The 14,550-nt window shown below is 58.3% G+C and carries 10 protein-coding genes; 3 read left to right on the top strand and 7 right to left on the bottom strand.

Annotated elements, in window-relative coordinates:
• Positions 1 to 16: 16 nt before the first annotated feature.
• The 7 genes from JTM80_RS16675 to JTM80_RS16645 form a co-directional block, all read right to left on the bottom strand.
• Entirely contained in the window at positions 17 to 547 is a 531-nt protein-coding gene (locus JTM80_RS16675; protein WP_205371439.1) for a serine O-acetyltransferase, read from the bottom strand.
• A gap of 517 nt (positions 548 to 1,064) precedes the next feature.
• Positions 1,065 to 2,075, bottom strand: coding sequence for a glycosyltransferase family 2 protein (locus JTM80_RS16670; RefSeq protein WP_172356386.1), 1,011 nt, complete (start codon positions 2,073 to 2,075; stop codon positions 1,065 to 1,067).
• A 139-nt stretch (positions 2,076 to 2,214) separates the two neighbouring features.
• A complete protein-coding gene (locus JTM80_RS16665; protein WP_205369873.1) occupies positions 2,215 to 3,276 on the bottom strand; it encodes a hypothetical protein in 1,062 nt (353 codons plus the stop codon).
• Between the two features lie 77 nt (positions 3,277 to 3,353).
• Positions 3,354 to 4,598: a glycosyltransferase family 4 protein gene (locus tag JTM80_RS16660; RefSeq protein WP_205369872.1), complete on the bottom strand. Its 1,245-nt coding sequence runs from the start codon at positions 4,596 to 4,598 to the stop codon at positions 3,354 to 3,356.
• A gap of 72 nt (positions 4,599 to 4,670) precedes the next feature.
• The gene (locus JTM80_RS16655; protein ID WP_172356388.1) at positions 4,671 to 6,074 is read right to left on the bottom strand and encodes an O-antigen ligase domain-containing protein; all 1,404 of its coding nucleotides are present in this window, start codon (positions 6,072 to 6,074) and stop codon (positions 4,671 to 4,673) included.
• 19 nt (positions 6,075 to 6,093) lie between these two features.
• Positions 6,094 to 7,446, bottom strand: coding sequence for an oligosaccharide flippase family protein (locus JTM80_RS16650; protein WP_172356390.1), 1,353 nt, complete (start codon positions 7,444 to 7,446; stop codon positions 6,094 to 6,096).
• A 121-nt stretch (positions 7,447 to 7,567) separates the two neighbouring features.
• Positions 7,568 to 8,833, bottom strand: a complete 1,266-nt coding sequence (locus JTM80_RS16645) for a glycosyltransferase (protein ID WP_172356392.1) — start codon at positions 8,831 to 8,833, stop codon at positions 7,568 to 7,570.
• Between the two features lie 432 nt (positions 8,834 to 9,265).
• Here JTM80_RS16645 and JTM80_RS16640 point away from each other — a divergent pair, with 432 nt between their 5' ends.
• The 3 genes from JTM80_RS16640 to JTM80_RS16630 all read left to right on the top strand — a co-directional run bounded on the left by JTM80_RS16640 (position 9,266) and on the right by JTM80_RS16630 (position 14,311).
• A complete protein-coding gene (locus tag JTM80_RS16640) occupies positions 9,266 to 10,603 on the top strand; it encodes a polysaccharide biosynthesis/export family protein (protein ID WP_172356394.1) in 1,338 nt (445 codons plus the stop codon).
• Between the two features lie 274 nt (positions 10,604 to 10,877).
• Positions 10,878 to 13,268, top strand: coding sequence for a tyrosine-protein kinase domain-containing protein (locus JTM80_RS16635; RefSeq protein ID WP_172356396.1), 2,391 nt, complete (start codon positions 10,878 to 10,880; stop codon positions 13,266 to 13,268).
• Complete coding sequence (locus JTM80_RS16630) at positions 13,265 to 14,311, top strand: glucokinase (RefSeq protein ID WP_172356398.1); 1,047 nt, start codon at positions 13,265 to 13,267, stop codon at positions 14,309 to 14,311. The genes JTM80_RS16635 and JTM80_RS16630 overlap by 4 nt, the downstream gene beginning before the upstream one ends.
• The last annotated feature ends 239 nt before the right edge of the window (positions 14,312 to 14,550 follow it).

The following is a 14,550-nucleotide window of genomic DNA, read 5'->3' as shown; positions in this document are numbered from 1 at the left end:
CTAGCCCTTGCCCCCGCTAGTCGATAATCTTGGCAGGAATGCCCACCGCCGTCTTGCCTGCGGGTACGTCCTTCAACACCACGGCGTTTGCGCCCACATTAGCATCGTCGCCCAGCGTCACCGCACCCAGAATCTTCGCCCCCGCGCCAACGTTCACCCGCTTGCCGAGGCGGGGCGCTTCGGTGGGGCGATCGAGATAGCGGTTGCCCATCGTCACGCCCTGACGAATCACGCTGTCGTCGCCGATCACCGTCTGCCCATGAATCACGATTGCGCTTTGGTGTTCAATAATCACGCGCCGCCCAAGCTGCACCGTATAAGGCAGTTCGATCCCGTAGACATTGCGAACATGGCGAAACATGGCCCGGTAGAGAATGCTGAAGGGGGCCCGCAGCAGCTTCGGCTTGATGCTCATGCGCCACACGCCAAAGCGATGCACTGCCACTGCGCGAAATCCCGGCTTCGTCCAGTCGCGGCCGTGGGCGATCCAGTCTTCTTTGATCTGCTGCCACAGCGACAGCGGCGCATCATCCGAAGCAGCAGACATTATCGAGGGGATAGAGGGGTCGGGATGAGCAACCATAGATGAAATTTGGGGTTAGGGTATGCAGTGAGGGTTCTGTTTAGGCAGTCGGCTTAGGAAGTCGGCGTTTGATCTCCCTTAAATCTCCCTTCATCAGGGGGACTGTGATCGGGCGGCTCGACTCCCTCCTTAGCAAGCGACTATGTACACCATCTTTTTGCGTCAGGCTCTGAAAGATCCCCCTAAATCTCCCTTAATAAGGGGGACTTCCAAGCCAGTTCTCCTTGCTTCGGGGCACTCCAGGTTCGGTTCCCCCCTTATTTAAAGGGGGTTAGGAGAGATTCAGTTCCCCCCTTGTTCAAGGGGGGTTAAGGGGGATCGTTCAAGGGGGGTCAGGGGGGATCAACACATCGCCGCTCAAGCGTAGAAGACTTGTGTGTATGCAGTAGCCCTTCAAAGAGTTTTTTTGGGGGACTAGCGCTTTAACGCTATTTTTCAACGCTACCTGAAAAACCCAGCCAGACTTTCCGCCGAAGCCATCTCAGGAACAGCGGGCGGGCTTAATATCTGCGCCCTTCAAAAACACGCTGTTGGCGATGAAATCAGACAGGAAATTGGGCGGGTCGGCATCGGGCTTTTGCTGGAGGACGCGCCGCAGCCGCCAGAGAGCAAAAGTGCTGGCCCATACGGCATCGGTGGCAGCGGCATAGAGCCAGCCGTGGTTTTTCACGAAATAGCGGCGGCGGGAATCGAACCAATACTGCGGGCGACGCTTGGGCGCTTGCTTTTGGTTGGTCACGCCGGAGCTTTGCCCCACCAGATGCACGACGTGGCTCTCTGGCACATACCAGCAGGGCCACCCGGCGCGATAGGCTTGCAGGCAAAAGTCCATCTCTTCGTAGTACATGAAATATTCTTCATCCATTAGCCCGACGGCATCGAAGACCTCGCGGCGGATGATCATGCTGGCTCCAGCGACCCAATCGGTTTGAAACGTCTCGTCTGAGACAGGCGGCGCAACGGTCCAGCGGTTTAGCAGTTGGCTGACCGCGCCCAGCCGCAGCCCGCTGTCGATTTCGCTCAGCAGGGTGTGGAACCGGAAGGCCGAGCGCTGGGGCGTACCGTCTGGATCTTCTAGCCGACTGCCCGCAATCCCCACGCTGGGATGCTCGTCCATGAACTGCACCAGCACTTGCAGTGCCCGCGGACGAACGATGGTATCTGGGTTGAGCAGCAGCACATAGTCTGGCGGGTGTTCTGATTGCAGCGCTGGCCGAATCGCCGCATTGTTGCCATAGGCAAAGCCACCGTTTTTGGGGAGGGGCATAAAGGTACACCAAGAGTCCCAGCCCTCAGCGGCGATCGCCCCTCCGATTTTTGTGACCGAGTCATCTGACGAGAGGTTATCGGTCACCACCACGCGGGTATCGGGCATGGCCTGAATTTCGGGGACGAGCGATCGCAGCGTGTCGATGGTCAGGTCGGGCGTTCGATAGTTCACAATCACCACCAGCAGGCGGGTCGCTGGGGTCAGGGGTAAAGATTGAGTCATAGGGGTTGATCAAAAACGCGCACAACTGGGTTGCTTTGGGCTAGCGATGGGTCGATCAATGCACCGGAACCCGTCCTTTTCGATCCACTGAGATTAAATCACACAGCGGCTAAAATCACGGTATCAATCCACTCATCCGTCAAATCACGGTACAGAGCTTTTGATATTCGGCGGCCTTTTGCTGGCGTAGCCGATTTAGCCCCCTGCTCAGCAGTTTCCACTGGGGCGGGGCGCTGTTGACCAGGGGCCCCTGCGCTGCCAGCCAGGTTCCTACATCGGGATGCGTGTCGTTCAGGCATTGCAGAAACGTGTCCCAAAACGGCATCCACATCGCATCGTGATAGTGCAAGATCTTGGCTTGCCGCAGCTTTTCGGGGTCATACCACTGGGCATGGGTTTTGGTGCCCATGCCGTAATTGTGTGAATGGGGGAGCGATCGCCAGCGCAGGCCCATCTTCACCATCGTCATGCCCAGGGTGTGCTGGGTGAAATACACGCCCGCCTTGGCGGAGGCAATGTGAGCATCCAGCAGCTTCAGCGTCGTGTCCAGGTGGACTTTGGAAAAGCCCGTGGCGCGGCGATAGACAAACACGCCGCTGTTCCAGTACAGGCGGATTTTGATGCCCTCGCGCTCCGTCACCACCCACGGCAAATCGGATAGCTCCAGCCCTGCTACCTTGCAAGCTTCGCGCCAGTAGGGTTCAAACGGGTCGTCCGGGCCCGATGTGCCGATGTTTTTGTCGGGGGCGCAGGCGGCAAAGTCTTCGTCGTCGGACAGGCGGAGCTGGTCGGGTTCGCCCAAAATCAGCAGGTCGCTATCCAACCAGCCCAGAAACTCCGTGGTGCAGCGTTCCTCAACCGCCGCCATCGCGTAGTGCTTGTTCAAAAAGCTTTTCCAGGCGTAGGGATTGGGGGCGCGAAAACGCAGGTATTCCACACCCAGGCGGTCAAACGCCCGCAGCGTCTTGCCCGACAGCGGCGGCCCAAAGCGGGGCGTGACTGCCACCACGGGCGCATCGGCAAAGGCCCCGCCCCAGCGCCGCAGGCTCTCTACCATCCGCACGGTCTGGGTTTCCAGCCAGCCCGACTCGACGCAGCAGACAAAGGTGATATCCGGGGTGATGTCCGGGGTTCTATCCGGCAAAGACGTGTTCGGTAGCGTGTCCGGTGGCGTGTCAGGCAAATGGGCGACAGATGACATAGGGTTGCTCCGTAATGTGCTTTAGTGTGCTTTGGTTCTGGATTTGCGCTGTTCGGATTCGATTCCCAAGACTGCGGTCAGGTTTCGCGATATTCGGGTTGCAGCGCACTCGCACCATAGTTTTGCGATTTGCAAGTCAGCAGCAGCGTTTTCAATCGGGCAGCCCAGCCGCGCTTGGGGTCATAGAAACGGTCTTGCAGCTTGAGGCAGGCTTGCTGCTTTTGCTGATAGAAAGCGCGATCGCCCATCAGCGTCACCAGCGCCTCGGCGTAGGCTGCGATATCGTTTGGCGGCACTTCGACCACCGCCTCGCGCACAGCAGACAGGGCAGGGCAGGCAGCGGACGTGACCACCGGACGACCCGCCAGCACCCCTTCCACCACCACTTTGTTAAAGCCCTCCACAAAGTCGGTGCGGGTGGGCACGATGACGGCATGGGATGCTTCGTAGCGCCGCCGCATAGCGGACTGGTCGCAGTGGCCGTGGCAGATAAAGGAATCCGCCAATCCCGCTGTGGCCGCTGCCTGTCTCAGGGCATCCAGCGCCGAGCCATCGCCGCACAGGTCGAATACGATATTGGGGCTGAGGCTGCGCGTTTGCTTGGCGATGTCCAGCAGGTCAAACACGCCCTTTTCTGGCTCGATGCGTCCCGCAAACAGCACGCGGAAGGGCGATCGCGCTTCGTCAGGCGGCTTCAGCAGGGCAAACTGTTCCCGCCGATAAACAGGGGTAAAGATGGAGATGGTGCGATGCTGACGATGGGTGATCATGGCGACCTGCTCAGCGATATCATCAGAAATCGCCAAAATTGCGCGACAATCCCGCTGAAACAAGCGTTTTCCCCACCTGAGCGCGGTCTTTTCAAGTTTTCGCATGGGCAAAAACTTGCGCCACAGGACACAGTGCAGCGATGGGATTACCTGCACCCCCAGCCGGGGCAGCAGCGACAGCATAAACCAGTGGGTGGTGCCATCAGCCACAACCGCCACATCAGCGCGGAACCGCACAGCTGTAATCGCCAGCCGCAGCCCATACCAAATCTGCCCTGCGTGGTAGAGCAGCCCCGTTGCCTTCCGAAAGGGAATGGGTCGATGTTCTAGGATAAATGCGCCATCCCGAAGCGTTCGTTTATCTCGACACGAAGAAATCACATAAGCATTCGCATTGAGTTCGCGACAGACTTCAAAGAACTGTCCGGAGTACGTCACAGACACCTGCGATGGGTCATCTTTTTGCTGGCTCCAGTGCTGATACGTACCAATCACGTTACCGGGCCCAGCCGCGTACAAAACGCGCAGAGATGATGGCATCATCTTTTGCATGAAAATAACCTCAAGAGCAGCAAAAAAGTGAGTCGCAGCACATCGCAAGTCTTTCAATTAGCGTTCCCAAATCTAGGGTGAAGCGAGCGGTATGCTCTGCCTTCGACGTGGGAGCGATCGCCCCGCGGGTTTGCGTTTGGGCACTCGTTTTCGCAGCGGCTCCGGTTTCAGCACCAGCCCCGCAATGCCGCCGCTAGAGAGAGTAAAAATGGGATTGGGCATGGCGTTTAGCACACAGTCCAGCGCAAACAGAATCGTGACGACTGCCACGCAGACCGCAGGAGCCGCCAGCGGGTGGGCCCAAACTTTTGGCGGGTAGCGACTGACGCACAGCAGAAACGACGGGACGATCATGGTGCTGAACAGCGTGATCAGCCCAAACGCGCCCTGATTCCCAAAGGCAATGATCCACAGGCTGTCCGTCACAGAAATGTCTTTGCCGTAGTCATCGTAGACGCGGGCCCGCCCCCAGCCGCCCCAGCCAAACACAGGCCGCTGGCGGGCTTTCTCGCTCAGCAGTTCCTCGTTTTCCAACCGGAAGATCAGCGATTGAGCGCGTTCCGCATTCAGCGTCTTGGTGACAAATTCTTCGATGCTGTCGCGGCGATCGGGCGTGATGTAGCCCGTTGCGCCCATGTAGAGGTACGTGCCGATGAACACGACCAGGAAGATGAGCGGAATGTAGGTTTTCAGCTTGCTGCCCAGAAATAGGATGATCAGGCCAAACACCAGCAGTAGGTAGGCTCCCGTCGATCGGCAGTTGAGAAAGCTGACCACCATGACGGGCACCAGCGTTTTCATCGGCTGATCCCAATACTTTTTCAGCACGCCGCTTTTCCAGAGCCAGATGCCCACTAGCGCCGCCGCCATCATCCAGGCTCCCACCGCTAGCCCGTGGGACATAAACACCGTAGGGCGATAGCCGCCCATCCGCATGGTTTGAGAAAAGTCGGCGCGGGCGTGATAGCCGTAGACCATCCGGTGAAGTTGGGGGCTAAAGCGCGATTCGTAGAGGGTGAAGGGAATATAGGTTAGGCCACCCGCAAAGATGGCGATCGCCAAGTGCTTCATGCCCGCCAGGTTACTCAGGTACAATCGCCCAAAAAAGTAGGGTAGCCCCCAACTCACGACCTGCTCCAGGCTGCTGGAAACGCCGTCGTAGGCCCCCAGCCCATTGGCCATTGACGAGACAAATGGACTGATGCAATACAGCGCCATCAGTCCGTCGATCCAGCCGGGTTTGAAGGTGCTAAATCGTCCTGAGTCGAACACAAACACTGCCAGCAAAATGCCATAGCAAGTCGCCGACATTTTGGTGTAGTCGGGAATGCTGGGCAGCACGATGGCCGCCTGCGGCAGGAATAGCCACGCGATTACAAAACTGATGATGACGGCCCGCGGGGGGGAATAGCGCGTGAACAGGTACAGCACGATGGGAATCCAGCCGTACATCACCAGGGCAACTGTTGGACTCATGGCGATCGCTCCTCAGGATTTACACCGATCCGCCAAAGGCAGGCAGCCCCCAACCCAGCGCCAGCCGCAGCCCCAGCACCGCCGCCAGCAGTCCCAAAAACACGGCCGTCGCCTGCACATCCTGCCGCCAGCAGCCCAGCCGCTCTTTTTCCAGTCCGTATAGCACCACGCCATACATCGGCAAATCGCTAAAGGTGATGGCCAGCACGCCACCCCATAGCCCCGCCGCATCAAACCCATAGGGAATCCCAAGGGCGATCGCCCCAAACCGCAGCAGATTACCCCAAGCGCCGTAAACTGATTTGCCCACGCTCAGCAGGCAGGGGTTCATGGTGCTATACAGCAGCGTGTGCCATAGCCCAAAGGACATCACAGGCACCATCCACGCGGCATCCCGATAGCGGTTGTCATACAGCGTCAGGATGAATAAATCGCCAAAGCCCACCACGCCCGACAGCAGCAGCGCCGACCCCATCAGCAGCAGCCAGCGCTTTTTCAAAATCTTGGCCCGCAGTTCAGGCCGGGGCAGATCTGCCGTGCGCGACACCACGGGAAAAATCACCTTGGTTCCCAATGCACCAATCACCTGCCGGGGAATGTCCGACAGGGTAAAGGCAATGGTGTAAATCCCCAGCATGGTGATGGAGATGTATTTACCCAGAATCAGACGATCAGCCTGGGTTGCCAGAAAGGTCAGCGCGGTAGAGATAAAGATCCAGCGGCCAAAACTAAAGAGATCTCGCAGCGAGTCTTTGTCCCAGCACAGTTGGTTGCGATAGCCCGGAATCAGCCAGAAGCTTCGAGCCGTTCGCAGGGCTGCCGCCACCAGGTTGCCGCCCACCAGCGCCCAGATCGTCGGGCTGAATCCGGCCCAGATAATCATGAAAATTAGGGAGGCCGCCTGCATTAGCGCGTCAAATTTGATGGTTTTGGCGAGGTCAACGTGGCGACGCAGGGTGGCAACGGCGGTGGACTCAAACCCATTGAGAATCGTGGTCAGCCCGACGACGGGAATTAGCCAGAGCAGGCGCGGCTCGTTGTAGAACTGGGCCGTGGGATAAGCGATCGCCAGACAAAACAGCCATAGCCCAAAGCCCCGAACAATTTGCAGCGTCCAGGCCGTGTTGTAAAACGCGGGTTCGTCGCCGCGCTTGTTTTGCACAATGCTGGGAATGATGCCCACATCGGAAAACAGTTGCAGCCCGATGATGGGAATATTCACCAGCGCCATCAGTCCGAAATATTCCGGCAACAGCAGCCGCGTCAGGATCAGGTTGCCGCCAAAGCGCATGACCTGGCTGGCTCCGTAGCCTGCAATAGTCCAGATCACGCCGCTGAGGGCTAGTCGGTTGAGAGAGGCAGAAGAGGCCATGCGAATTCCATGAGAAGGGGCAGAGAGACGTTTGGTCGCGTTCCAAGCAGGCTAGATGCTGTTGAGCGAAGGCAGCAGATGAGGTTGGGGCAGACAGCATAGGAGCAACCACAGGCAATGCCTAGCCTTCGGGGATCGGTTGGGACAGGTCAGGTAGGGCGATCGCCTCAGACAATCGCGCTTCGGCTTCAATCTGCTGGAATAGGGCGGCCAGCTTACGAGCTTCGGTGGCGGCGTTGTGCTGCTGAACCACGCGCGATCGCCCATGATGTCCCATCGCGCTGAGCGTCTTTGTGTCTGCTTGCAGCACCTCCCGTAGCGCCGCCGTCAGGTCTTCTACCGCACCCGGCGGCACCAGCCAGCCCGATCGCCCCGGCTCCACCAGTTCGGGAATCCCCGCTACGTAGGTACTGACAACCGGACGCGCCAGCGCCAGCGCCTCCATCAGCACGACGGGCAGCCCTTCTGCAAAGCTGGGCAGCACCAGCGCACGGGCAGTCTGAAGCTGCTGCCGCACCTCTGCGCTGCTGGCCCAGCCCGTAATCTCGACGTAAGACTCCAGACCATACTGAGCAATGGCCGCCTCTACCTGGGGACGCAGTTCGCCATCGCCCACCAGCACGAGCTTGAAGGGAATACCCTCGGCCGCCAGGGGGGCGATCGCCTCCAGCAACAGCAGGTGTCCCTTTTGCTCACTCAGTCGCCCCACGCAGACCAACCGCTGCGTTTCGGGAACCGGGGTCGCCGCCTGAGTGAGAAATTCTTCATCTACGCCGCAGTGAACCACCTGAATCTTGCGCCAGTCGGCAGCCTCACACCAGCGCATGAGCTGACTTTTGCCAAAGGCGCTGATCGCCACTACCGCTGCCGCCCGCCGGATCTTTTCGGGTAGCAGCAGCGCCTCTGGTCGGTCAAATTCTTCGGGGCCATGCACCGTAAAGCTATAGGTCGGCCCGCCCAGCGCGTGACACAACATGGCTACGGTTGTGGAGTTCGTACCAAAATGAGCATGGACATGCGTAATTCCCTGGATCTCAAACTCGCGTCGCAAAATGCAGGCTTCTGCTAGGTAAGCCAGATGATGAGCCAGCCCGCGCTGACCCCGACGACTAATCTTTAGCGTAAAGGCAAGTGCTTTTAGAAACTGTCCGGGGTGAGCCAACGCCGTTTGAATTAATCCGGTCAGCAAGCCAGAAACACCCCGCGACAAGATCACCTGAGTTTTGTGTAGCTCTGCCTGGTCACCAGGATCGACCAGTTCGCCGCTACAGGAGCGCACCGAAAAGCGAGCAACGGGCGTGCCAGCCGCCTCCAGCGCCAGGATCTCTCGCCGGATAAAGCTGTGGCTGACCTTGGGATATTGATTCACCAGATACGCAATCGTCATGGCTGCTTTTGCAGGGGTGATGTGCTAGGGGCGGGCTGAGGCTGCGCCCCAATCCAGTGTGCCCATCCGGGATGAGGTGGTAACATTTGCCACGCCAAGTATGCGTTGCAGAAACTTCCAACGGCTGGACTGAAACCGGATTGAGGGGCAATATCGTCCCGGTTTTAAGCACGCCAAGATGCATCAAAGCCGAAGCAAATCCTGGCAATCTCCGCAATTTTGACTAGACTTGCGGGCGTTACTGAGAGCCAGCAGTTGGGCATTCTAAAGCCAGAGTTTCTGAATCAACGCAGCGTGCGATCGCCCGCTCTGCCTTTACCAGAGTCGAATCCAGCACCGAACAGCACCAAAATTGAAAACCCGCTCATTCACCTAAGCCCAATTCAAACTGCACCGATCGCAAAGATGCGTCTCACTTAAAAATCAGCGTCTATGACACCCCCAATCCAGACTGTTGCGACTCATCTTCCCGACGCTCTCTGCCCTCCTGTGCCGCAGCGTGTCCGTCCAATCGCCCACCGCAACAATATCCGTGTTAATACGGCATTAACAGTTTTCATTAGCACTATTGCCCTGTCCGTCATTAGCGCCACTGCCCTCCCTGTTGCCGCGCAAACGTCTTCGACAGGCACGTCTTCGACAGGATGGACAGCAACCCCGACCTCTCCTGCTGCGCCGATGACAAACGCCCCAGCGCAGGGACAACCCTCGCCCCAACCGGGGTTGCAGCCCTTGATGCCGCTCCTGCCCGCCACACCCCAAACGGACTCGCCCTTCGCCCTCCAACAGCCCCTACCCGCCGCCCAAGGCCGCGATACCTACATCCTGGGCGCAGGCGACGCGATTCGCATTGATATTTTCGACGTGCCAGAATTCAGCGGGCAGAATGGGCAGTACACCATTCTGTCGGATGGCTCTCTAAACCTGCCCTGGATTGGCAATGTATCGGTGCAGAACATGACGCTGGAGCAGGCCGCCAACACCCTAGCTCAGCGCTACGCCCGCTATATCGACGATCCGCTGATTACCGTGACGCTGCTGGCTCCCCGGCCCATGCGGATTGGGATTATCGGTCAGGTGAATCGCCCTGGAATTTACACCGTCAACCCAGCAACGGGCGCAACCTCCCAAAAGCAAACCGTCAGCACCGCCATCCAGGCGGCAGGTGGCATCACCCAATTGGCCAACGTGCGGGCTATCGAGGTACGCCGCCCCACGCCCAGCGGAGAGCAGAGCATTACGGTTGATCTGTGGCGATTCTTGCAGGCCGGCGACATTTCTCAAGATATTGCGCTGCAAGATGGTGATACGGTGGTCATTCCTCAGGCCGACACTATCGACCCGGCAGAATCCGCCCAGATTGCCGCCGCCAGCTTTTCCCCCGCTACGATTAACGTCAACATCGTGGGCGAGGTGATGCGACCGGGCACTATTGCGCTGCCGCCGAATGTCTCGCTGAATCAGGCCATCATGGCGGCGGGCGGGTTCAATCGACAGCGGGCCCGCCAGAGCGAAGTCAGCCTGATCCGGCTAAATCCCGACGGAACCGTGACGAAGCGCGATGTAGAGATTGATTTTGCGGCCAGCCTGAACGATGCCACCAATCCGCCGCTTCGCAGTAACGACATTATCGTAGTCGGGCGATCGTCCCTCGCATCTACCTCTGATTTTCTAAATACGCTGCTCAGCCCGCTCAACGGCGTGTTTTCCATTTTTCGCGTGTTTGATGGGCTGGGCAATCTCCTGGCCCCGTCTCCTCGGAACCCCTAGAGCAGAGGGGAGCTACCCAAATGGCTCAGGGTTTGGGCAATTTCTGGCGAAGACGCATGGCTGGTTCGGTTGGGGGTGCATTCTAGAGCCGCTTTTCAAAAAACGCCTTTCAAAAAACGCCTTTCAGAGTGGGGCGTTCAACCTGAAATTTAAGCGCGGATTCTCAAGGTTCTAAGCAAAAAATTCAGGGGTTCCTATCAGCCTTTAAGCCCTAGCGGTTTCCATAGGCAAATGGATGACCCCGCATTGCGAGAGACATCACAGCGAGAAAACTATGGATCAGGATTTGGATATGCAAGCCCTCGATGAGCCTGGAGAAGCCAGCGCTCCGAAAAAGGGCGGACTGCCAATCGGCGGACTGATCCGCATGGTGAAGCGGAAGATCTTGATCATTGGAGGAATGACGGGGGCATTGTCAATCGCCGCCTGGTTATCCACTGCCTCTGATCTGCCCACCTATCGCGGCAACTTTCAACTGCTGGTGGAGCCTGTGACCTCGGAGGCGCGGATTGCCGAGCCAACGGCGTTGACCCGTTCTGCGGGCGGTGTGCCCAGTCGGGACATTTTCAGCCTGGACTATCCGACGCAACTGCAAATTTTGCGGAGTCCCAAGGTGCTGGAAGAGGTGTATGAAAAGGTTCAGGCGAAGTACCCAGCGTTTACTTACTCTCAGCTCATCCAGGGGTTGGAGCTGGGGCGAATTGGCAATACTCGCACAACGGAAACGAAGATTTTGCAGGTGGGCTACTCTGGCTCTGATGCGGAACTGGTGCAGATGGTGCTGAATGAGCTGGCGAGTAAGTATCTGCGCTATAGCCTGGAGGATCGCAAGTCTCGCATTAGTGAGGGGGTGAAGTTCATCGAAGATCAGCTTCCTAGCCTGCAACGGCGGGTGGCTGAGCTAGAAAAACAACTCCAGGAATTGCAGCAATCCTACGAACTCATCGATCCATCTTCGCAGGGGGGGCAAATCTTTTCGCAACTCCAGACGGTGACGGAGCAGCAAGTCGCAACCCAGCAGCAGATTCAAGAACAGCGCGTGCTTTATAACACGCTGCAACGGCAGTTGGGTCTGTCGCCCAATGAGGCGATCGCCGCTTCGGCCCTCAGCCAGGATCCGCGCTATCAGCAGTTGCTCAGCAGCATCAATGAAATCGACAGCCAGATTGCGCTGGAGTCGAGTCGCTTTACCGACGAAAGCCCGATTATTCAGCGATTGCGACAGCGGCAGGCCAATTTGACGACCGTGCTGGGGCAGCAGGCCAATCGCATTTTGGGACCACAGCTTGCCCGCAAGGCGGATTCGCTGACCTATCAAGACTCGCTGCGGCTGGGGCTGATTCAACAACTGATCACGACGGCGAACGAGATGCAGGTGTTGCAGATGCGGGATCAGTTTTTGGCGCGGCGACAGGCAGAGGTTTCGCGCCAGGTGCAGCAGTTTCCGGCGATCGCCCGTCGGTATGCCGAGATTCAGCGCGAGCTGGGCGTGGCCACCCGCACGCTGGATCAACTGCTGGGGCAGCGCGAGACGCTGCGAGTAGAAGCCGCCCAGACGCAAGTGCCGTGGGAACTAATCTCAGAACCCATGCTGCCTCGTGATCCTAGCGGCGCTGCCATTCCCGATCCGAATAGCTCTCGCAAGAAGCTGATGATGGGCATGGTGGCTGGGCTGGCATTGGGACTGGGAACGGCAGTGCTGATTGAAAAGCGGCAAAACATCTTTTTCGGCGCAGAAGATGTGAAAGATGCCGTGCCCGTGCCTCTGCTGGGGGTGCTGCCGGCCTGCGCCACGGCCGACCCCTGCGGCAGCCTGCTTAGCATTGCGCCCAGCAGTGGGGAACTGAGCGAGGATGCCTTCCCGTTTCTGGACGCGGTGAACAATTTCTACGCCAGCCTGCGGTTCCTGAACCCCAACAACCTGGTGCGATCGCTCGTCGTTTGCTCTCCTGCAGCGGGCGACGGCAAGACCACCACTGCCCTCCACCTGGCGCAGACGGCGGCGGCGGCGGGGCAGCGCGTGCTGCTGGTGGATGCTAACCTGCGATCGCCCAAGCTGCACAGCATTCTGAACTTGCCGAATGAATGCGGGCTGAGTGAACTGCTGGCGCAAAAAGTCTATCCCGAAGATGCCATCCAAGAGTGCCCCAGCCTGGAGCATCTGTGCATCCTCACCGCAGGGCAAACGCCCCCCGGCACGACCAAAATGCTGGCCTCGCCCCAGATGAAAGACCTGATGGCGGCGTTTGATGCCCAGTTTGACCTGATCCTGTACGACACGCCCAACCTGGGCAGCACGGTGGATGCCAACTTCTTGGCGGCCCAGGCAGACGGCATCTTGCTGGTGCTGGCAGTGCGCCAGACGGCCTATTCCAAGACCAAAGAGGTGCTGAAAAAGCTGGAGGAATTTCACCTGCCCATTATCGGCACGGTGGCCAACCGGGCGATCGCCCCTGCCGCAGTATCTGAAGAGGATGATGAATACGACGAGTACGATGAAGATTCCGAAGGAATTTGGGCAGCGGCGGCAGCCGAGTTGGAACCCGACTACAATCCCGCCTACAATGTCGATGTCGATGATTTTGAGGACGTTGAGGACGACGACGCGGACGAAGCCCCCCAGCCCGTTCTAGACCCCCTATTTGTGGATGACATCGCATCATGACTCGACTTTTGGCAGGCGACATCGGCGGCACCAAGACCATTCTGCGGCTGGCAGAAGTCCACAGCGACGACGGCCCGATTAAGCTGCAAACGCTCCATGAGATGCGCTATGTCAGTGCGGAATATCTCGACCTGGTGCCGATGGTGCGGGCGTTTCTGGCAGATGCAGAAAGCTGCATGGGCTGCGCTCCTGGAATCGAGAAAGCCTGCTTTGCGATCGCCGGCCCCGTGGTCAACAATACCTCCGTGCTGACCAATCTCTCCTGGACCCTGGAGGGCGATCGCCTCAGCCGCGAACTCAACATTCCCAATATCAGCCTGATCAACGATTTTGAAGCCGTCGGCTACGGCATTTTAGGCCTGGGTGAAGACGACTATTACACGCTCCAGGTCGGCAAGCCCCAGCCCAATGCCCCCATCGCCGTCATTGGCGCAGGCACAGGGCTAGGTCAGGGCTTCTTGATTCCTCAAGGGGGCGTGTATTACGTCTACCCGTCGGAGGGGGGACACGCTGATTTTGCGCCCCGTTCAGAACTGGAATTTCAACTGCTGAAATATTTGCTAGACAAGCTCAGCATCAATCGCCTCTCGGCCGAGCGCATTGTGTCGGGGCAGGGGATTGTGTCAATTTATCAGTTTTTGCGCGATCGCCAGCTTGCCGAAGAGTCACCCGACATCGGCGCAAAAATCCTCACCTGGGAGCGCGAGGCGGGCAAGGCAGAAAAATCCGTCGATCCGGGCGCGGTGATTTCCCTGGGCGCTCATGCGGGCGATCGCCTCTGCCAGCAGACCATGACCCTCTTTGCCTCGTCCTATGGAGCCGAAGCAGGCAACCTAGCGCTGAAGCTACTGCCCTTTGGCGGCCTCTACATCGCAGGCGGCATCGCGGCCAAAAACCTGGACGTGCTAAAGGCGGGCGGCTTTATGGAGGCGTTTCTTGACAAGGGGCGCATGAGTCCCCTGCTGGAGCAAGTCCCGGTGCATGTAGTGCTGAATCCTCAGGTCGGGCTGATCGGGGCCGCCGTAAGAGCCGCCCGACTGTAGCGAAGTTGATTTATCTAGGACTTACGCGGTTGGACAATTTCTCGCGGGCGCAGCCCGCGAGAAATTGTCCAAAACCCAAGGAGCTTATCGCAAGTGCGTAAGTCCTGTTATCATCTGGCTCCATCATCTGAAATGATAGTCCCTGTAAGCGTAATATCTGCGATGCGGCAGGCTACGTCTGAAAGGACTTGCTTCTAAAACTTGCGTCTGAAAGGACTTGCGTCTCCTGAACGGGGATG

This window comes from Thermoleptolyngbya sp. PKUAC-SCTB121 (genome assembly GCF_016919485.1).
In the GTDB taxonomy this organism is placed as follows: Bacteria; Cyanobacteriota; Cyanobacteriia; order Elainellales; family Elainellaceae; genus Thermoleptolyngbya; species Thermoleptolyngbya sichuanensis.
This window is presented reverse-complemented; position numbering and strand designations above follow the sequence as displayed.